23 protein-coding genes are annotated in these 17,453 nt (G+C 63.6%); 9 read left to right on the plus strand and 14 right to left on the minus strand.

Going from position 1 to position 17,453, the window contains the following annotated elements; genetic code table 11:
• Window positions 1-131: 131 nt before the first annotated feature.
• Entirely contained in the window at window positions 132-1,823 is a 1,692-nt protein-coding gene (locus E1B25_RS11660; protein WP_132829453.1) for an acyl-CoA dehydrogenase family protein, read from the plus strand.
• A gap of 122 nt (window positions 1,824-1,945) precedes the next feature.
• On the opposite strand, the gene E1B25_RS11665 is transcribed toward E1B25_RS11660, so the two are convergent.
• Together E1B25_RS11665 and E1B25_RS11670 are read right to left on the minus strand one after the other, a co-directional pair.
• A complete protein-coding gene (locus E1B25_RS11665; RefSeq protein ID WP_245510698.1) occupies window positions 1,946-2,473 on the minus strand; it encodes a hypothetical protein in 528 nt (175 codons plus the stop codon).
• Window positions 2,474-2,606: 133 nt separating this feature from the next.
• Complete coding sequence (locus E1B25_RS11670; RefSeq protein ID WP_132829455.1) at window positions 2,607-3,095, minus strand: TrmO family methyltransferase domain-containing protein; 489 nt, start codon at window positions 3,093-3,095, stop codon at window positions 2,607-2,609.
• Between the two features lie 88 nt (window positions 3,096-3,183).
• Here E1B25_RS11670 and E1B25_RS11675 point away from each other — a divergent pair, with 88 nt between their 5' ends.
• Entirely contained in the window at window positions 3,184-3,573 is a 390-nt protein-coding gene (locus E1B25_RS11675; protein ID WP_132829456.1) for an META domain-containing protein, read from the plus strand.
• Here E1B25_RS11675 and recO read toward each other — a convergent pair.
• The 4 genes from recO to E1B25_RS11695 form a co-directional block, all read right to left on the minus strand.
• On the minus strand, window positions 3,557-4,282 hold the full coding sequence (recO, locus tag E1B25_RS11680) for a DNA repair protein RecO (RefSeq protein ID WP_132829458.1): 726 nt from the start codon (window positions 4,280-4,282) through the stop codon (window positions 3,557-3,559). The two genes, E1B25_RS11675 and recO, sit on opposite strands and share 17 nt — an antisense overlap.
• Before the next feature lie 133 nt (window positions 4,283-4,415).
• The gene (locus E1B25_RS11685) at window positions 4,416-4,748 is read right to left on the minus strand and encodes a DUF1491 family protein (RefSeq protein ID WP_245510699.1); all 333 of its coding nucleotides are present in this window, start codon (window positions 4,746-4,748) and stop codon (window positions 4,416-4,418) included.
• Window positions 4,745-5,653: a GTPase Era gene (gene era / locus E1B25_RS11690; RefSeq protein WP_132829460.1), complete on the minus strand. Its 909-nt coding sequence runs from the start codon at window positions 5,651-5,653 to the stop codon at window positions 4,745-4,747. The genes E1B25_RS11685 and era overlap by 4 nt, the downstream gene beginning before the upstream one ends.
• A gap of 130 nt (window positions 5,654-5,783) precedes the next feature.
• A complete protein-coding gene (locus tag E1B25_RS11695) occupies window positions 5,784-6,956 on the minus strand; it encodes a MalY/PatB family protein (protein WP_132829462.1) in 1,173 nt (390 codons plus the stop codon).
• Window positions 6,957-7,053: 97 nt separating this feature from the next.
• Between E1B25_RS11695 and def (E1B25_RS11700) the strand changes: the two genes are divergently transcribed.
• The 7 genes from def (E1B25_RS11700) to E1B25_RS11730 all read left to right on the plus strand — a co-directional run bounded on the left by def (E1B25_RS11700) (window position 7,054) and on the right by E1B25_RS11730 (window position 10,723).
• Complete coding sequence (def, locus tag E1B25_RS11700) at window positions 7,054-7,572, plus strand: peptide deformylase (protein ID WP_132829463.1); 519 nt, start codon at window positions 7,054-7,056, stop codon at window positions 7,570-7,572.
• Between the two features lies 1 nt (window position 7,573).
• A complete protein-coding gene (def, locus tag E1B25_RS11705; protein WP_132829465.1) occupies window positions 7,574-8,071 on the plus strand; it encodes a peptide deformylase in 498 nt (165 codons plus the stop codon).
• 118 nt (window positions 8,072-8,189) lie between these two features.
• Complete coding sequence (locus tag E1B25_RS11710) at window positions 8,190-8,660, plus strand: MaoC family dehydratase (protein WP_132829467.1); 471 nt, start codon at window positions 8,190-8,192, stop codon at window positions 8,658-8,660.
• A gap of 125 nt (window positions 8,661-8,785) precedes the next feature.
• Window positions 8,786-9,691 (plus strand): methionyl-tRNA formyltransferase, encoded by a 906-nt coding sequence (gene fmt / locus E1B25_RS11715; RefSeq protein WP_132829469.1) that lies wholly within the window; start codon window positions 8,786-8,788, stop codon window positions 9,689-9,691.
• A 25-nt stretch (window positions 9,692-9,716) separates the two neighbouring features.
• Window positions 9,717-9,953: a hypothetical protein gene (locus E1B25_RS11720; RefSeq protein WP_132829471.1), complete on the plus strand. Its 237-nt coding sequence runs from the start codon at window positions 9,717-9,719 to the stop codon at window positions 9,951-9,953.
• 10 nt (window positions 9,954-9,963) lie between these two features.
• The gene (locus E1B25_RS11725; protein WP_132829785.1) at window positions 9,964-10,200 is read left to right on the plus strand and encodes a GlsB/YeaQ/YmgE family stress response membrane protein; all 237 of its coding nucleotides are present in this window, start codon (window positions 9,964-9,966) and stop codon (window positions 10,198-10,200) included.
• Between the two features lie 169 nt (window positions 10,201-10,369).
• Window positions 10,370-10,723, plus strand: coding sequence for a hypothetical protein (locus E1B25_RS11730; RefSeq protein WP_132829473.1), 354 nt, complete (start codon window positions 10,370-10,372; stop codon window positions 10,721-10,723).
• A gap of 32 nt (window positions 10,724-10,755) precedes the next feature.
• On the opposite strand, the gene rnc is transcribed toward E1B25_RS11730, so the two are convergent.
• The 8 genes from rnc to folK all read right to left on the minus strand — a co-directional run bounded on the left by rnc (window position 10,756) and on the right by folK (window position 17,423).
• Window positions 10,756-11,439, minus strand: coding sequence for a ribonuclease III (rnc, locus tag E1B25_RS11735; RefSeq protein WP_132829474.1), 684 nt, complete (start codon window positions 11,437-11,439; stop codon window positions 10,756-10,758).
• Window positions 11,436-12,272 carry a signal peptidase I gene (gene lepB / locus E1B25_RS11740; protein ID WP_132829476.1) on the minus strand — a complete coding sequence of 279 codons (837 nt, stop codon included), beginning with the start codon at window positions 12,270-12,272 and terminating at the stop codon, window positions 11,436-11,438. Before lepB ends, rnc begins: the two co-directional genes overlap by 4 nt.
• A gap of 56 nt (window positions 12,273-12,328) precedes the next feature.
• The gene (gene acpS, locus E1B25_RS11745) at window positions 12,329-12,760 is read right to left on the minus strand and encodes a holo-ACP synthase (protein WP_132829478.1); all 432 of its coding nucleotides are present in this window, start codon (window positions 12,758-12,760) and stop codon (window positions 12,329-12,331) included.
• Between the two features lie 10 nt (window positions 12,761-12,770).
• Window positions 12,771-13,517, minus strand: a complete 747-nt coding sequence (locus tag E1B25_RS11750; RefSeq protein WP_132829480.1) for a pyridoxine 5'-phosphate synthase — start codon at window positions 13,515-13,517, stop codon at window positions 12,771-12,773.
• A 34-nt stretch (window positions 13,518-13,551) separates the two neighbouring features.
• A complete protein-coding gene (locus E1B25_RS11755) occupies window positions 13,552-14,208 on the minus strand; it encodes a DUF2062 domain-containing protein (protein ID WP_132829482.1) in 657 nt (218 codons plus the stop codon).
• A gap of 30 nt (window positions 14,209-14,238) precedes the next feature.
• On the minus strand, window positions 14,239-16,371 hold the full coding sequence (locus tag E1B25_RS11760) for a RelA/SpoT family protein (protein ID WP_132829483.1): 2,133 nt from the start codon (window positions 16,369-16,371) through the stop codon (window positions 14,239-14,241).
• Between the two features lie 25 nt (window positions 16,372-16,396).
• Window positions 16,397-16,750, minus strand: a complete 354-nt coding sequence (gene rpoZ, locus E1B25_RS11765) for a DNA-directed RNA polymerase subunit omega (protein WP_132829485.1) — start codon at window positions 16,748-16,750, stop codon at window positions 16,397-16,399.
• Between the two features lie 103 nt (window positions 16,751-16,853).
• Window positions 16,854-17,423: a 2-amino-4-hydroxy-6-hydroxymethyldihydropteridine diphosphokinase gene (gene folK / locus E1B25_RS11770; protein ID WP_132829487.1), complete on the minus strand. Its 570-nt coding sequence runs from the start codon at window positions 17,421-17,423 to the stop codon at window positions 16,854-16,856.
• Window positions 17,424-17,453 lie beyond the last annotated feature (30 nt).

Genomic DNA, 17,453 nt, shown 5'->3' on the forward strand with positions numbered 1-17,453 from the left:
GCTGCGCAGATGCGCTGCACTGCAAAATTTATCGCGCAACTATTGAACCACAAAAGGGCGTTGGGCGTATTTTTGTTGCGCTGCACCTGCGAAATGATTAGGGACAAGCGACGCTACGGAGGATATGATTCATGGCCCATGATGGACAGGACCCGACGACAATGACCCAGACCGCCCTTCTGCCCGACCTGCTGACCCTGACCTCCGGTGCGATCGCACCTGTCGAGGCCGTGCTGGAAACCGCCAAGGCAAAGCTGCGCGACCTGGTCAGCGAAGGCGATCGCGTCTCTGGCGCGGCGCTGGAGGCCAACCAGACCGCCGCGCATGGGCTGTCGTGGCTGGCCACATATGTCGAAGCCCTGCGCCAGATGCAGGCTTGGGCCACACGGCTGCAAGAACAGGGCCGGTTCGGCGAGGTCGAGACGCTGATCCACCAGATCGCCTTTGGTGAATATCTGGCCCAGATCCGGGGCGGCATCCCGATGAGCCAAGGCGAAATCGTGCGTCTGAACGACCTTGGGCTCAGCGCCGCAGACTGCGCCGGGCTGGACAGTGACGCCATCACCACCCTTGCCACCGGAGGCAACAGCCCCGCCGCCCGTCGTCGTCTGGTCGAGCTGATGCAAGAGCGCGCCGCCGAAACCACCGTCGGCGCCACCGGGCTGGACGAAGAGCTGGAGATGATCCGCGATCAGTTCCGCCGCTTTGCGGTCGAAAAGGTCGAACCCTTTGCCCATGACTGGCACCTCAAGGATGAGCTGATCCCGATGGAAATCATCGACGATCTGGCCGAGATGGGCGTGTTCGGCCTGACCATTCCGGAAAACCTCGGCGGGCTGGGCCTGTCCAAGGCCTCGATGGTCGTGGTTTCGGAAGAGCTGTCGCGCGGCTATATCGGCGTCGGCAGCCTTGGCACCCGCTCCGAGATCGCGGCCGAGCTGATCCTCGCCGGCGGCACCGACGCGCAAAAGGAACAGTGGCTGCCCAAGATCGCCAGCGGTGAGATCCTGCCGACCGCCGTCTTCACCGAACCCAATACCGGGTCGGATCTGGGGTCGCTGCGCACCCGCGCGATCAAGGACGAGAACGGCGACTATGTGGTGACCGGCAACAAGACATGGATCACCCATGCGGCACGGGCCAACGTGATGACCCTGCTGGCGCGCACCGATCCCGACACCAGCAACTACAAGGGGCTGTCGATGTTCCTAGCCGAAAAGACGCCGGGCACCGAAGACACCCCGTTCCCGACCGAGGGCATGACCGGCGGCGAGATCGAGGTGCTGGGCTATCGCGGCATGAAGGAATACGAACTGGGCTTTGACGGCTTCAAGGTCAAGGGCGAGAACCTGCTGGGGCAGGAAGAGGGCAAAGGCTTCAAACAGCTGATGGAGACCTTCGAATCGGCCCGCATCCAGACCGCAGCCCGCGCCATCGGCGTGGCGCAATCGGCGCTCGATATCGCAATGCAATACGCGCAGGATCGCAAGCAGTTCGGCAAATCGCTGATCGCCTTCCCCCGCGTTGCCGACAAGCTGGCGATGATGGCGGTCGAAATCATGGTTGCGCGCCAGCTGACCTATTTCAGTGCGTGGCAGAAAGACCACGGCAAGCGCTGCGACCTCGAGGCCGGGATGGCCAAGCTGCTGGGCGCGCGGGTGGCCTGGGCTGCGGCGGACAACGGGTTGCAGATCCACGGCGGCAACGGCTTTGCGCTGGAGTACAAGATCAGCCGCGTTCTGTGCGATGCGCGGATCCTGAACATCTTCGAGGGAGCGGCCGAAATTCAAGCGCAGGTGATCGCACGACGTCTGCTGGAGTAAGGCGCGCCCGGACATTGGCCCAGTGGACCATTTTCAGCGCCGAACGGGCAGAGCCCCGGAATATTTGCGGTTAGAGCAGAGGGCGCGGCCAAACGGCAGCGCCCTCTTTGCATTCTGAGGGATCAGGTTCGGGCGCTTCCATCCTCCGCTGATGTAGCAGACGCCCCCACCAAAGCGCCCTTCGCGCCTGACGTTCCCTTCAAAAATGCCGCCAGAAGATGCGCCATCAACAGCGTCATGCCGACATGCCCAATGAACGACGATTGGGTATAGCTCCCGAACCCCATCATGAAACTGCGCCCGATGAAGGGGGCAAGCAGACCTTGGGCCACAAACCACAGGACAAGACCCGCGACAAAGCCGGTGCGCCAGACGCGCGCAGGCATGACCAAACGCACCAGATAGACGAAGGCCCCGAACCCCAATGACCCGATCATAAAGTGCGCCGGAAACGCGACGGCATGTGAGATCTGCACGCCGGTCAGTTTTGCGGTCATCGCGATTACGAGGTTCGAGGGCTGCAAGGCAACACCAAACAGCAGCGGCGAAATCACCCAGGCGTAGAATTCAAAAGCGACCTCTCCGATCAGGCCGGCAAGAAGGATCGAGAGAAGACCCCGGTTTCGGGCGCGCGGTTCCAAGACTGACATCACGTTCTTTCTGAGATGAGGACGAGATCGCAGTCAGTACGAACCACGGCCGACAGGCGCAAATGACATCTGATCACGCCTGATCTCTTCCCAGAGAGGGCGCTGTAATCATCATGGCCTCTGGCCGCCGCCCCTAGATTTCCGGCGGGATGTCGATACCCGCGTGCCAGGGCTTGATATCGACCACGGGCGTCATGTCAAAGGCATCAAGGGCGTCGATGCCGATCACCCCGGTCACCGCATCCAGCGCGGTGATGCGCACCGCCGCCATGGCGATCGGATTGGGCCGCACCGGCGAGCGCAGGGAAAACACTCCGCAGGGGTCGGGCCGGTGATGCGGGGCTTGCACGATCAGATCGCGTCGGCCCCGGTCCATCCAGTACAGCACCCAGATCGCCTGCCCCAGTTCCAGCCCGGCAAGCCCCCGCGCATAGACCGGGTCAAGCTCGATCCGGGCATTGCCGCCGCCCTCGGCACGCGCTTGCGTCAGATTGCGCGGCGCGCTCCCCGGGGCCCAATCGGACCGGATATGTCCGACAAAGGTCACCCCGGCCTGCACCCGGTCATCGGGATCGAAATGCAGTTTTTCCTCGCCCTCGCGGATCGCCCTGTCGTCTGTCATCACGCACCTTCATCTGCTGAAATTCGCATGTATTACACCCGCACTTGCGGGTTTGTGCAAGCGGCAGTGGCGTGGCATCCTGTCCCCCATGCGATTGCTGTTTCTAATCGCCCTGCTGGGGCTCGACATGTGTACAAAAGACGAAACCGTCGCCGGCTATGGTGGTGCGGCGCAAATTTGGCATCTGACGGAGCTTGATGGCGCCCCCGTTACGACGACAGCAACGCTCAGCTTTCCCGCGCCTGGCCAGATCGCGGGCGAGGCCCCCTGCAACCGCTATTCCGGGGTGATGACCACGCCCTACCCGTGGTTCGACGTCGGCCAAGTGATCTCGACCCGCCGCGCCTGTCCCGCACAAGCGGCCGAGGCTGGTTTTTTCAAAGCCCTCAGCGCGATGAGCGAGGCCGAGGTGGCGGGCAACACTCTGATCCTGCGCAACGCGGCTGGGCGCGAGATGGTGTTCAAAGCCGCCGACTGAAAGTCTCAAGAAAGCGCGCCCGCGCCTCCGGCAGCGGGATATTGCCCAAGGCCGGGGCAAGCCGGTGCTGCAGGAAATAGCCGGTGGTGCGCAGCCCCTCGGCGACCTCGGCATCGGGCGCCAGCCCCTCGCCGCGCAGGCAGGGCGGCAGCGGCAACATCCGGTCGACCCAATCGCCGGCCCCATGGCGCGACACCGCGCGGCCGGATTTGGGCGAGACATAGATCAACTCGTCGTTGACCCCGGTGGCGGCGCAGCGAGACAGATCAAGGCCAAAACCCAGATCTTCCAGCAGCGCCAGTTCCCATTGCAGATAGGCCAGCGGCCAGATCTCGTCCTGCCCCATCAAATCCAGCAGCTGTTCGCTGCGACGGTACAGCGGGCCGTGCACCTCGCGCTCGGCCAGAGCAAAGGACAGTAAGGCCGTAACCGCGTTCAGCCCGGCCAACGCCAGCCGCCCCGACAGCGCCGCCGCGGCCCGGCTGCGCAGCGGTTCGACCCGATAGGTGCCCAAATGGTCCTCAAGACGCGCCCGCCAGGTCAGGTCAAGCTGCGCCCCCGGTTGCAGGATCGGCGCCTGCTTGCGGCTGGCGCCGCCATGGACCACACCGGCATGACGTCCGTGAAATTCCGTAAAGACGTCGATGATCGCAGCTGATTCGCCATGGCGTCGCATGCTCAGCAAGATGCCCTGATCGCGCCATTCCATGCCCTACGCCCGCCCGTCGCTACCGGAGGCCGAGGCCCCCATTCTTCTTGTTGAAAATACTCCCCGGGGGGCCGCCCGCAAGGGCGGTGGGGGCGGGCAGCCCCCATTGCGCGGCCCATCACAAGCTGCGCCCTCAGCTCAGCCCGTCTTCGTCCAACAGGTGACGGCCCTGGCGATCCTCGACCTCGATCACCCAGATGTCAGGATCAAACCCGCGCTGGCGGGCGATGGCGGCGTCGACCTCTGCCTCGACCCCCTGCGACAGTTCCACCCAGCGGCGGGCGCCGGACGTCAGGTCGAACCCGCGCTGAAACAGCCGGGCCTGACCATCCAATGTATTAAGCTTGATCAGCACCGCACCGGCGGTGTCATCGCCATGTGCGGTGACAAAGGCCGGGATCTCGCGCAGGCGCAGGCGGGTCAGATAGGCCTGCACCCAGAAGGAGCTGACCAGCCCGCCACTCACGTATTGCCGTCCTTGAAATTCAGCCCCATCTCGGAATAGCGCTCGGCCTCTTCCAGCCAGTTCGGGCGCACCTTGACCTGCAGGAACAGGTGCACCTTGCGCCCCAGAAACTCTTCCAGCTCTTCCCGCGCGGCCTTGGAGACGGCCTTGATCGTCTCGCCCTTGTGGCCCAGCACGATGCCCTTGTGACCATCGCGCATGACATAGATGATCTGATCGATCCGGGCCGAGCCGTCCTTGCGTTCTTCCCAGGCCTCGGTCTCGACCGTCATCTGATAGGGCAGTTCCTGGTGCAGCCGCAGCGTCAGCTTCTCGCGCGTCATCTCGGCGGCGATCATCCGCATCGGCAGATCGGCGATCTGATCCTCGGGATACAGCCAAGGCCCTTCAGGCAGCTTTCCCGCCAGCCATTGACGCAAGGCGGGCACCCCGTGCCCCTTTTCGGCCGAGATCATGAAGGTCTCGGCAAAGGGATAGCGGTCGTTCATATCCTTGGTCAGCGCCAACAGCGTCTCGGCCTTGACCCGGTCGATCTTGTTGATGGCAAGCGCGACGGTGCGGCCCTTGCCGATATCCTGCAGCCCCTCAAGGATGCGTTCGACCCCCTCGGTGACGCCGCGATGCGCCTCGACCATCAGCACGACGACATCGGCATCTGCCGCCCCGCCCCATGCGGCCGCGACCATGGCGCGGTCAAGCCGGCGGCGCGGGCGGAACAGGCCCGGCGTATCGACGAAGACGATCTGCGCCTCGCCTTCCATCGCAACGCCGCGGATGCGGGCGCGCGTGGTCTGCACCTTGTGGGTGACGATCGACACCTTGGCACCGACCATGGCGTTGGTCAGCGTGGACTTGCCCGCGTTGGGCTCTCCGATCAGGGCGACGAAACCGGCGCGTGTGGTCATGGGATTCCCCTGGTTGCAATGGCGTTGCGATAGAGGATTTCGCAGGGGTTGACCAGTAAAAGGGCAAACAGGCCGCGCCCGACGCCCGGACGCGGCCCGCTGAGGGGGCTGTGATCGGGGCCCGCGCGCCCTATTGCAGGTCCGAGAACGCCGATGTCAGCCGCGCGCAGGCGTCTTCGATCCGCGCCCGCTGGGTGCCAAGGTTGAACCGCATGAAGCTGTCGCCACCCAGCCCGAAGGTAGGGCCGTGATTGGCGGCAATCCCGGCCTGTTGTTCGACCCGCGCCGTAAACTCCTCACCCGCCATGCCGGTGCCGGAGAAATCGACCCAAGCGAGGAAGGTGGCCTCGAGCGGCATGGATTTCAGCCCCGGTATCGCGTTGATCGCGGCATCAAAGATCTTTCGGTTGCCGTCGAGATAGGCCATCAGCTCATCGACCCAGGCCGCGCCCTCGGGCGAATAAGCCGCCGCCGCCACCGCCTCGCCGACCGAATTGCCCGCTAGGTTCAACGCCGCCATCCGCGCGGCGAACTTGGCCCGCAAGCCGTCATCGGGGATGATGACGTTGCCGGTATGCAACCCGGCCACGTTGAAGGTCTTGGAGGGCGCCGTCAGCATTATCAACCGATCCGTGATCGACGGATCCACCAGCGCCATCGGAATATGGGTCTGGCCGGGAAAGACCAGATCGTGGTGGATTTCGTCCGAGATCAGCAACAGATCATGGCGTTTGCAGAAATCGGCCACGCCTTGCAACTCCTCCCGGGTCCAGACCCGGCCACCGGGATTATGCGGCGAGCACAGGATCACCATTTTTTCAGCCCCGGTCATCTGCGCATCCCAGGCGTCGAAATCCATCTGGTAGACACCGTTCTCGGTCGGCATCGCGCATTCGACCACCTTACGCCCGGCATTGCCGATCACCTTGGCAAAGGCGTGATAGATCGGGGTGAACAGGACGATGCCGTCGCCCGGAGCGGTAAAGGTGTCAAGGCACATGCCGACGCCGTTGACCAACCCGGTGGTGGTAAAGATCCAGTCGGGCTCGACCGTCCAGCCGTGGCGGTTTTCCATCCACCAGCAGATCGCGCCGGTATACTCGGCGCTGTTGTTGGTATAGCCAAAGACCCCGTGATCAACCATCGCACGCATCCGGTCCAGCACCACCGGGGGGGCGCGGAAATCGGTATCGGCCACCCACATCGCCAAGCCGTCATCGGGCGACACGCCATAGATCGGCTCCATCATGTCCCATTTCGCGCAATGGGTGCCGCGGCGGTCGATAATCTCGTCAAAATTCATCGGGCATCTCCGTTTGATCGCACCGGAGGCTAACCAGAATGCCGCCGGGCGCAAGGGGGGCGTTGCGGCGGGCGGGTTCATCGCCTAAATCAGGGCCATGAAACGCTCGATCATTATACACCCCGACCCACGCCTGAAAAAACTGTGCGCCCCGGTGGCCGACCTGTCCGACGACCGGCGCACGCTGGCCGACGACATGCTGGAAACCATGTACGAGGCGCCCGGCATCGGCTTGGCCGCGCCGCAGGTCGGCGTGCTTGAGCGGCTGATCGTGCTGGATTGCGTCAAGGAAAGCGGCGAGGCACCGCGCCCGTTGATCATGTTCAACCCCGAGGTTCTGGCCTCGTCGGACGAGACCAACAGCTATGAAGAAGGCTGCCTGTCGATTCCCGAACAATATGCCGACGTGACCCGCCCGGCCGAGGTGGACGTGGCCTGGATCGACCGTAACGGCAAAGCCTGCAAGGAAACCTTTCAAGGGCTCTGGGCGACCTGCGTACAGCATGAGATCGACCACCTGAACGGCAAGCTTTTTATCGATTATCTCGGCCCGATGAAGCGGCAGATGATCACCCGCAAGATGCAAAAGCTCAAACGCGACATGGCGCGGGGCTAAGATGACCGCACGCCCCTGCCTGCCTTGGCCCGACAAGCGGCTGCGCACCGCCGCCGCCCCGGTTGAGGTGATCACCGACGAGATCCGCGCGATCTGGGGTGACATGATCGACACCATGGAGGCGATGCCCGGCGTCGGCCTTGCCGCGCCACAGATCGGCGTGATGCTGCGGCTGGCGGTCGTTGATGCCTCCGAGACGCGCGGACAGGCGGTGCGCATGGCCAACCCGGTGGTTCTGCATGCCTCGGTACAATTGCGCCCGCATGAAGAGGCCAGCCCGAACCTGCCCGGCGTGTCGGCTAAGGTCGAGCGCCCGCGCGCGGTGACCGTGCGCTTTCTCAACGATCAGGGCGCGGTCGAGGATCGCGATTTCGTCGGCCTTTGGGCCACGTCGGTACAGCACCAGATCGACCATCTTGCGGGGCGGATGTATTTCGACCGGCTGAGCAAGGTGAAGCGCGACATGTTGTTGCGCAAGGCCCGCAAACTCGCCGGATAGCCGTTTGGATCGCCGCCAAGTGACGCGGCGTTCCCCCCTCGCCTGACGCTTTGAGCATTGCATCCGGTCGGAGCCTCTCCCCTTTTTAGGTCTGAGAATGCAGTCAGGGAGGGCGCATATGGCCAAGGACACACTGAAATTCATCCCGTTCGAAAGTTTCGAGATCGGGCAGGTGCAGACCTTTGGCGCCTATGAGGTGACCAAGGAAGAGGTCATCGAGTTTGCCAGCAAATATGACGCGCAGTTCTTTCACCTCGACGAAGAGGCGGCGAAACACTCGCTGTTCGGCGGGCTCTGCGCCAGCGGCTGGCATACCTGCGCCATGACCATGGCGATGATGGTCGAGAACATGGACAAGACTGGTCGCTCGCTGGGCTCGCCCGGCCTCGATTCGCTGCGCTGGCTCAAACCGGTCTATCCCGGCGATGTGCTGTCGGTGCGGATGGAGGTGATTTCTCTGCACCCGTCCAAAAGCCGCCCCGAGATCGGCATCGTCAAGAACACGGTAACGGTTCTCAATCAGGACGGCGTGCCGGTGATGGAATTCACCAGCAACGGTATCTTTCCCCGGGGAAAGGGCGCCGACTAACCTCCCCGGCAGACCTCGGACGCCCCTGCGTGCTAAGCCCCTAGCGCGGCCTATGCTGGACACCGGGCGACGCATGACTAAGGTGCGCCGCGGCGACACCCCGGTGGCAAGACAAAGGTTTGACGATGCGCATCATCTTCATGGGAACCCCCGATTTCTCGGTCCCGGTGCTCGACGCGCTGGTGGGGGCCGGGCACGAGATCGCCTGTGTCTATTGCCAGCCGCCGCGCCCGGCGGGGCGTGGCAAGAAAGACCGCCCCAGCCCGGTACAGGCGCGGGCCGAGGCGCTGGACCTACCGGTTCGCCACCCGGTCAGTCTGAAATGCGACGAGGTGCAGGCCGAGTTCGCCGCGCTCAATGCCGATATCGCCGTGGTGGTGGCCTATGGGCTGATCCTGCCGCGCGCGGTGCTCGATGCCCCGGCGAAAGGCTGTCTCAACATCCATGCCAGCCTGCTGCCGCGCTGGCGTGGCGCGGCCCCGATTCACCGTGCGATCATGGCTGGCGACGCCGAAACCGGGATCTGCATCATGCAGATGGAGGCCGGGCTGGATACCGGCCCGGTGCTGCTGCGCGAGGAGACGCCGATCGGGGCCGAGGAAACCACGGCAGAGCTGCATGACCGGCTGTCCGGCATGGGCGCCGCGCTGATCCTGCGCGCGCTGGAGCAGATCGACGCGCTGGTGCCACAGCCGCAGCCCGAGACCGGCGTGACCTATGCCGACAAGATCGACAAATCCGAGGCACGAGTGGACTGGAGCCAGCCCGCCGAACAGGTCGACCGCAAGATCCGCGGGCTTTCCCCCTTTCCCGGCGCATGGTGCGAAATCGACGGCGCACGGGTCAAACTGCTGGCCTCGCGCCTTGCCCCCGGCAGCGGCGCACCGGGGGAGGTGCTGGACGATACGCTCACCGTCGCCTGTGGCAGCGGCGCGGTGCAACTGACCCGCTTGCAACGGGCTGGCAAAGGGGCGCAGGATGGTGATGTGTTCCTGCGCGGCCGTGCGGTGGCCAAGGGAACGCGGCTCTGACCCGCGCGGAAGGGAGACCGCCAGTATGTTCTTGACGTTGATGGGCACGGTCGTGATCGCCGGGATTATCGGCTATGGTGCCGAAAAGACCGGGTTCACCCAGAACGGCATCCTGCAATCCATCATCATCTGCATCGGCGGGGCCTTTCTGTTCTATTTTGTCCGGATCATGTTCGGGATCGGCTTCCACTCACCGGGGATGAACGCCATCGTCTCCTCGGTCGGGGCGCTGATCATCGTGCCGTTCCACTGGCGGAGGTAAGGCTATGGGCATGGGTATCATCGCGCTGGTCATCATCGGTGCGGCAGCCGGGTTTCTGGCGACCCGCATGATGAAGGTCGAGGCCGACATCCCCACCACGATGCTGATCGGCATCATTGGCGCGCTGCTGGGCGGGCTGATCCTGCGCGCCTTGCTGACCATGATGGGGGCGCTGTCGGGTTTCGTCGGGGCGGTGCTGGGCGCGATGCTGGTGATCTGGCTCTGGCAGACCTATTTTCGCCGCTAACCCCGCCCGTGCGTTGAACGGCCGATGCACCCCCGCCTCACAGGCCGGGTGATCCACGGACGCAACAGCGCGCGCGGAAAATCGCGGCAAGACCCATCCACCGGTTTTGCGCACTTGCCTTTTGCCGAGCGCACCGCAGAGTCGATCTTGCCTCTGGGAGGATCGCAACATGACGACTTACATATCAAAAGACTTGCGCGCCGGACTGGATGCGGCGCGTCTGGCCGGGCTGAAAAAGACCAGCCGGTTGCGGGTGCTGGCCGACGATGCCTTTCACCCGGTGCTGCGGCAATGGCGGGACGGGTTTTCCGTCGAGGCGGCAGAGGCAGCACATCTGCGCGGGCTGGTCGATCTTTATGACGGCAGCCAGCACCTGTATCAGTGCCTGATCGTCGCGGCGGAACAGGAGGGCGGCGAGATGCGCTATGAGTTCAAGCGCCACACGCGAGCCACCGACCGGGTGCCGCTAGACTATAGCCGCGACCCCGACGCCCCGACGGCGCTGTTGCCGCGCCCCGACTAAGGGCGGCGCGACAGGTCCACAGGAAACGCGACTCAGGCGTTGTCGAGCCGCTCCAACAGCGTCTTGGCGGCCGTCTGTTCGGCCTGACGTTTGGACCCGGCAGAGGCTTTTGCCTCTTCGCCGCTTTCCAGCCGGGCCGCGATGGTAAAGACCGGGGCGTGATCGGGGCCGCTGCGGTCCACCTCGACATATTGCGGCGGGGACTGACGCCGCGCCTGCGCCCATTCCTGCAACGCGGTCTTGGCGTCGCGCGCATCCTCTTCGACGCTTTGGATGCGCGGCCCCCAAAGCCGCAGGATCATGTCGCGCGCCGGCTCGAACCCGGCATCGCGATAGACGGCGGCAATCACCGCCTCCATCGCGTCGCCCAACAGCGCCAGCTTGCGCCGCCCGCCCGACAGCATTTCCGAGCGCCCCAGCTTGAGCACCGCGCCCAGATCAATCTCGCGCGCGACCTCGGCGCAGGCTTCCTTGCGGACCAGCGCATTGAATCGCGGCGCAAGCTGGCCTTCGGATGCGGAGGTGTCGTCCAGCAACAGCGCCTCGGCCATCACCAGCCCCAGCACCCGGTCACCCAGAAACTCCAGCCGCTGGTTGTCCGCACGCGTCGTCGACGAGACCGACCCATGGGTCAGCGCGCGCACCAGCAGTTCCGGCCGTTTGAAGGTGTGGCCGATGCGCGTCTCAAACGCCTTTATGTCAGCTGACAGTCTCACTCGATCCCCTTGAAGAACCGGTCACCGCGCCAGGTCCAGAAATACAGCATCGAGCGCCCGCCAGACGAGAACATGATGCGATCGGCCCGACCGACAATGTTTTCATAGGGCACGAAACCGACCCCACCGGCGGCCTGCGGCAAACGGCTGTCGCTGGAATTGTCGCGATTGTCGCCCATGAAAAAGTAATAACCCTCGGGCACGGTATAGACGCCGGTGTGGTCCGATCTTTGGTCGCCGATATTGATGATGCTGTGGCGCACACCATTCGGCAGCGTTTCGATCTGACGGGATTTCTCGCAGATGCCTCCCTCGCCCACCGGGCCGTTTTCACACCGCGGGCGATAGCCCTGCGGCCCCTGCGGTGCTGAGAGTTCCTCGAACACACCGGCCTTTTCCAGTTTGACCGCCGCGCCATTGATCTGCAGCACGCCGTCGATCACCTGGATCTGGTCGCCCGGCAGGCCGATCAGACGCTTGATGAAATCAGCGCCGCTGACCGGGTGACGGAACACCACCACATCGCCGCGCTCGGGCTCGCCGCCCCAGACACGGGTGTTGTCGCCCTTGAGAAAACCACAAAGATCCTCGGCGTCGATATTGATGCCGATCCCCGGCAGCTTGACGCTGGGACAGGAGGCATAGGAATAGCCATAGGCCATCTTGTTGACGAACAGGAAATCCCCGATCAGCAGGGTTTCCTTCATCGAGCCCGACGGGATCCAGAACGGCTGAAAGAACAGGGTCCGAAACACTCCGGCGATCAGCAGGGCATAGACGATGGTCTTGATCGTCTCCCAGATGGCGTGTCCGGGTTTTTCAGTGCTGGCCATGCGGCTCTCCGTTCAGGTTGGGGTCGACCGCTTCTTGCGGGGCAGACCGGGGTAAGTCAAGCAGGCGGAAGTGGCGGTGCCCCGGCCCCGACAATTGGCCGCGCCTCGATCACGACAAAGGCCTGCGCCCAAGGGTGATCGTCGGTCAGGGTCACGTGGATGATGGCCTCGTGCCCCGGCGGGGTCATCTGTGCCAGCCGCTCGGCGGCCCAGCCGGTAACCTGCATGACCGGCTGGCCGCTGTGCAGGTTGCTGACGGCCATGTCCTTCCAGGCGATGCCCATGCGCAGCCCGGTGCCCAGCGCCTTGGAACAAGCCTCTTTCGCGGCCCAGCGCTTGGCATAGGTGCCCGCCACGTCGCGCCGCCGCTCGGCCTTGCGCTGTTCGACCTCGGTGAAGACGCGGTTGCGAAACCGGTCGCCAAAGCGATCCAGCGCGCGGGCCACCCGGTCGATATTGGCCAGATCTGTGCCTATCCCGAGGATCATATCGCCAGCCTCAGCCCCGTGCCGCGTCCATCAAGCGGCGCATTTCACGGATCGCAGGCTCCAGCCCGCGAAAGATCGCCTCTCCGATCAAGAAATGCCCGATGTTCAGCTCGCGCACCTCGGGGAAAGCGGCAATCGGCTGCACCGTGTCATAGGTCAGCCCGTGGCCCGCATGGACCTCCAACCCCAGAGACCCGGCCAGAGCGGCCATCTCGCGCAGACGCTGCAACTCGGCGTCGCGGGCTTCAAGACGCCCCTCGGCGTGAAAATCGCAATAGGCCCCGGTGTGCAGTTCGATCACCTCGGCGCCGATCCGTGCGGCGGCCTCAATCTGCGGCCTGTCCGCCCCGATGAACAGCGACACCCGACAGCCCGCCGCCCGCAGTGGCGCGATGAACCGGGCCAGCTTGGCTTCGTCATGCGCAACCTCAAGCCCGCCTTCGGTGGTGCGCTCCTCGCGCTTTTCCGGCACCAGACAGACCGCATGTGGTTTATGGCGCAGCGCGATGGCCTGCATTTCATCCGTGGCGGCCATCTCGAAATTCAGCGGCACGCTCAACCCGGCCACCAGCCCCTCGATATCGGTATCCGAGATGTGGCGGCGATCTTCGCGCAGATGCGCGGTAATGCCATCGGCGCCCGCCGCCTCGGCCAGTTTCGCGGCGCGCAGCGGATCGGGATAGGCGCCACCGCGCGCGTTACGAACGGTGGCCACATGGTCGATATTCACGCCCAGCCGCAGACGGGGATCGGTCATCGAGAGACTCCTTGCCAGAGATTGCGCGCAAACACTAATCCGCCTTGCGGCCAAGGTCAGCCTCTGCGCGGGCTTTTTTCTTGATCGCGTCGAACTTGGCCTTGATCCGGCCGCGGCGGCGATGCTGATAGGCACGGATCAGCGGCACACTGAGAAAATAGGCGATGGTTCCGGCCACCGCGCCGGGGATCAAACCGCCGATCATATAGGGGTAGAAGATGTCGTGATAGAACCCCATCAGCCCGTGCCAATCGGCATCCCGATTGGTGAACAGCGCGATAAGATTGTCCTTCAGATCGCTCCCCGCATAGGCGAACTTGCGCAGAAACCCGGTATGGCGTTTTTCGTCAAAAGTGGTGCCCAGCAGAAAATGCCCGGTCTTGAGCGAGATCACCCCGATCGGCACATAGGTCAGCGGATTGCCGAAGAACGTGGCGCTGAGCGCGGCCAGGATATTGCCCCGCATCAACCGCGCGATCAGGAAGGCGACGACAAAATGCATGCCGTAGAACGGGGTAAAGGTGGTGAACACCCCGGCCCAGATTCCCCGCGCGATCCGCTCGGGCGTATCCGGCAGGCGGCGGATACGGTGTTTCACATAGAGAAAGGCACGGTACCAGCCACCGCGGGGGTAAAAGAACTCGACAATGATCTTCAGGAGCGAGCGGCGATCCCGGCGTTTGAATACCAACGTCGTCGTCCTTTCGTCCTGCCGCGGTTCTTAGCCCAACACGACGTGGGCCGGTGACTTTTCGCGGTAACGTTCCACCGAGGCGACATCGCTTTCGGCCTCGAGCATCAGCATCAGTGAGTGGAGCTGCTCCACATCCCGTAACTCCAGATCCAACATAAGGCGATAGAAGTCCGGTTTACGATCCACAAATACCAGATTGTTGATATTGGCCTTTTTCTCTCCGATCAATGTGCAAATACGTCCCAGCACCCCCGCATCGTTGCCGATGGTCAGCTCCAGCGTCACGCTGTAAACTGCCGGGTGGTTGCCCGAATGCCAATGCAGGTCGACCCAACGGGCTGGCTGATCCTCGAATTCGCTCAGCCGGTCGCAGTCGATCGTATGCACCACCACGCCCTTGCCGCGCGAGGTGATCCCGACAATGCGCTCGCCCGGCAGCGGCTGACAGCAGGGCGCGCGTTCAAAGCTTTGCCCCGGTTGCAGGCCGATCACCGCCCGGCGCGGGGAAATCTGCTCGCCCTCGTCGCGGACCAGTTCGGGATAAACCGCCTGCACCACGTCATGAGCGGTGATTTCCGCGCTGCCCAGCCGCGCCAGCAGCTCGTCGCGATGTTTCAGCCGCAGATTGCGCGCCGCGGCGTCCAGCGCCTTGTCGGTGGCCTTGCGCCCCACATGTTCAAAGGCCGAGCGCGCCAGCTCTTGCCCCAGCTTGATAAAGCGTCCCCGGTCCAGCTCGCGCAGGGCGCGGCGGATCGCCGAGCGGGCCTTGCCGGTGGTGGCGATCTCCAGCCAGCTGACCTGCGGCATCTGCCCCTCGGCGGTGATGATCTCGACCGACTGGCCGTTCTTCAGACGGGTCCAGAGCGGAACCCGGATACCGTCCACCTTGGCCCCGACGCAGGCATGGCCGATGCGGGTGTGGATGGCATAGCCATAGTCGATCGGCGTCGCCCCTCGGGGCAACTTGACCACGTCCCCCTTGGGGGTAAAGCAGAACACCTGATCGGAATACATCTCGAGCTTGACCGCTTCGAGAAATTCGTCGTGATCTTCTTCTGAATCGAACTGTTCGGTCAGCGAGGCGATCCATTTGGCCGGATCAACCGCAAACGGGTTTTGCGATCGCACCCCATCGCGATAGGACCAATGCGCCGCCACGCCGGTTTCGGCCACGTCATGCATCTGGCGGGTGCGGATCTGAACCTCGACCCGTTTGCCGTCGCGCCCCGACACCGTGGTATGGATCGAGCGGTAGCCGTTCGATTTCGGCTGGCTGATATAATCCTTGAACCGGCCCGGCACCGCGCGCCAGCGCTGGTGAATGATGCCCAGCGCGCGATAGCAATCCTCTTCGCTGCCGGTGATGACGCGAAAGCCATAGATGTCGGACAGCCGGGAAAACCCCTGATCCTTTTCCTGCATCTTGCGCCAGATCGAATAGGGTTTCTTGGCCCGCCCGAACACCTCGGCCTCGATCTCTGCCTTTTCCAACTCCAGCCGCATGTCGCCGGTGATGCGGTGAATCACGTCACCGGTTTCGCGCTGCAACGTGATAAAGCGGCGGATGATCGATTGCCGGCCCTCGGGGTTGAGCACGCGAAAGGCCAGGTCTTCGAGTTCCTCGCGCATCCACTGCATGCCCATACGGCCTGCCAGCGGCGCGAAGATATCCATCGTCTCGCGGGCCTTTTGCTCCTGCTTTTCCGGCCGCATCGCCTTGATGGTGCGCATATTGTGCAGCCGGTCGGCAAGCTTGACCAGAATCACCCGCATGTCCTTGGACATCGCCATGAACAGCTTGCGGAAATTCTCGGCCTGCTTGGTCTCGCGGCTGGACAGCTGAAGATTGGTCAGCTTGGTCACACCATCGACCAGTTCGGCAACCTCGCGACCGAATTGCTCGGTCACCTCGGTATAGCTGGCCTTGGTATCCTCGATGGTGTCGTGCAGCAGCGCGGTGATGATCGTCGAATCATCCAGCCGCTGTTCGGTCAGGATCGCGGCGACAGCGACCGGGTGCGAAAAATACGGCTCACCGGAATGGCGGAACTGCCCCTCGTGCATCTGCCGCCCATAGTCATAGGCGGCAGTGATACGATCAGCATTGGTTTTCGGATTATAATTGCGGACCAGCGCAATCAGATCTTCGGCTGAAATCATTCGGTCCGCGTCCTCATATCCGCGCTCAGCCCTGGCCTTGGGCCTCCATCAGTTTGCGCAGCAGCATTTCCTCGTTCATGTCGTCCTCGGCCGGTTTGTCGGCTTCGGCCCCCATGAGCAGGGCCATCTGATCTTCTTCCGGCTCGTCCACTTCGATCTGAGTCTGGTTCGACTCGATCAACCGTTCGCGCAGCTCATCGGCGCTTTGGGTCTCGTCGGCGATCTCACGCAGGGCGACAACCGGGTTCTTGTCGTTGTCGCGCTCTACCGTGATTGGCGTACCCGCAGCAATCTCACGCGCACGATGCGCAGCCAACATCACCAGCTCAAACCGGTTTGGTACCTTATCAACGCAGTCTTCAACCGTCACGCGGGCCATGAGGAGATCTCCAATACAGTTCTGGGTCCGGAACGGCGGTTTGTAACCGCGAATCTTTACCTTGACAAGGCAGGAACGCGGCCGATCTGTAGAAAACAAAGGGTCATACCGGGCGGATCTCGGCCAAATCTGCCGCTGACAGCGCCGCCAGCATGTCCCGGACCGTCTGGCCCAGAATCGGATGCGCCCAGTCCGGCGCAATATCCGCCAGCGGCACCAGCACGAATCCCCGATCCTGCAGACGTGGATGCGGTAGAATCAACTGGTCTGGCGCGATGCGGCGCTGTTCCTCGGGCGACAGGTCGCGCCAGTGGGTCTGGGTGGCAGGATCCGGCGCAATGGTCCCATCGAGAGCCAGCAGATCCAGATCCAGCGTCCGCATCCCCCACCGTTGTTGCCGTTCGCGGCCAAACCCGGCCTCGATCGCATGCAGCGCGGCCAGACAGGCGGCCGGATCGTGATCTGTCTCCACCCGAACCACCGCATTGACATAGTCGGGGCCGGATCCGGGCGGAAAACAGGGGGTGGCAAAAAACCGACTGACAGCGCGCACCGAAAGCCCCTGCGCGGGCATCGCGGCCACCGCCGCAATCAGGGTCTGCGCAGGGGCGCCAACCCGCGATGGCAGGTTTGCCCCAAGCGCGATCAGGGCATTTGACCGGAATCCGGTCAATTTGGGTACTCATTCATGCAGACTCGAACC

The sequence above is a fragment of the Antarcticimicrobium sediminis genome, from assembly GCF_004348975.1.
Taxonomy (GTDB): Bacteria; Pseudomonadota; Alphaproteobacteria; order Rhodobacterales; family Rhodobacteraceae; genus Antarcticimicrobium; species Antarcticimicrobium sediminis.

Excerpts from the sequence above, each read along its gene's own strand:
- E1B25_RS11660 (WP_132829453.1), top strand. The coding sequence starts at position 132 with ATGGCCCATGATGGACAGGACCCGACGACAATGACCCAGACCGCCCTT.
- E1B25_RS11665 (WP_245510698.1), bottom strand. The coding sequence starts at position 2,473 with ATGTCAGTCTTGGAACCGCGCGCCCGAAACCGGGGTCTTCTCTCGATC.
- E1B25_RS11670 (WP_132829455.1), bottom strand. The coding sequence starts at position 3,095 with ATGACAGACGACAGGGCGATCCGCGAGGGCGAGGAAAAACTGCATTTC.
- E1B25_RS11675 (WP_132829456.1), top strand. The coding sequence starts at position 3,184 with ATGCGATTGCTGTTTCTAATCGCCCTGCTGGGGCTCGACATGTGTACA.
- recO (WP_132829458.1), bottom strand. The coding sequence starts at position 4,282 with ATGGAATGGCGCGATCAGGGCATCTTGCTGAGCATGCGACGCCATGGC.
- era (WP_132829460.1), bottom strand. The coding sequence starts at position 5,653 with ATGACCACACGCGCCGGTTTCGTCGCCCTGATCGGAGAGCCCAACGCG.
- E1B25_RS11695 (WP_132829462.1), bottom strand. The coding sequence starts at position 6,956 with ATGAATTTTGACGAGATTATCGACCGCCGCGGCACCCATTGCGCGAAA.
- def (WP_132829463.1), top strand. The coding sequence starts at position 7,054 with ATGAAACGCTCGATCATTATACACCCCGACCCACGCCTGAAAAAACTG.
- def (WP_132829465.1), top strand. The coding sequence starts at position 7,574 with ATGACCGCACGCCCCTGCCTGCCTTGGCCCGACAAGCGGCTGCGCACC.
- E1B25_RS11710 (WP_132829467.1), top strand. The coding sequence starts at position 8,190 with ATGGCCAAGGACACACTGAAATTCATCCCGTTCGAAAGTTTCGAGATC.
- fmt (WP_132829469.1), top strand. The coding sequence starts at position 8,786 with ATGCGCATCATCTTCATGGGAACCCCCGATTTCTCGGTCCCGGTGCTC.
- E1B25_RS11720 (WP_132829471.1), top strand. The coding sequence starts at position 9,717 with ATGTTCTTGACGTTGATGGGCACGGTCGTGATCGCCGGGATTATCGGC.
- E1B25_RS11725 (WP_132829785.1), top strand. The coding sequence starts at position 9,964 with ATGGGTATCATCGCGCTGGTCATCATCGGTGCGGCAGCCGGGTTTCTG.
- E1B25_RS11730 (WP_132829473.1), top strand. The coding sequence starts at position 10,370 with ATGACGACTTACATATCAAAAGACTTGCGCGCCGGACTGGATGCGGCG.
- lepB (WP_132829476.1), bottom strand. The coding sequence starts at position 12,272 with ATGGCCAGCACTGAAAAACCCGGACACGCCATCTGGGAGACGATCAAG.
- acpS (WP_132829478.1), bottom strand. The coding sequence starts at position 12,760 with ATGATCCTCGGGATAGGCACAGATCTGGCCAATATCGACCGGGTGGCC.
- E1B25_RS11750 (WP_132829480.1), bottom strand. The coding sequence starts at position 13,517 with ATGACCGATCCCCGTCTGCGGCTGGGCGTGAATATCGACCATGTGGCC.
- E1B25_RS11760 (WP_132829483.1), bottom strand. The coding sequence starts at position 16,371 with ATGATTTCAGCCGAAGATCTGATTGCGCTGGTCCGCAATTATAATCCG.
- rpoZ (WP_132829485.1), bottom strand. The coding sequence starts at position 16,750 with ATGGCCCGCGTGACGGTTGAAGACTGCGTTGATAAGGTACCAAACCGG.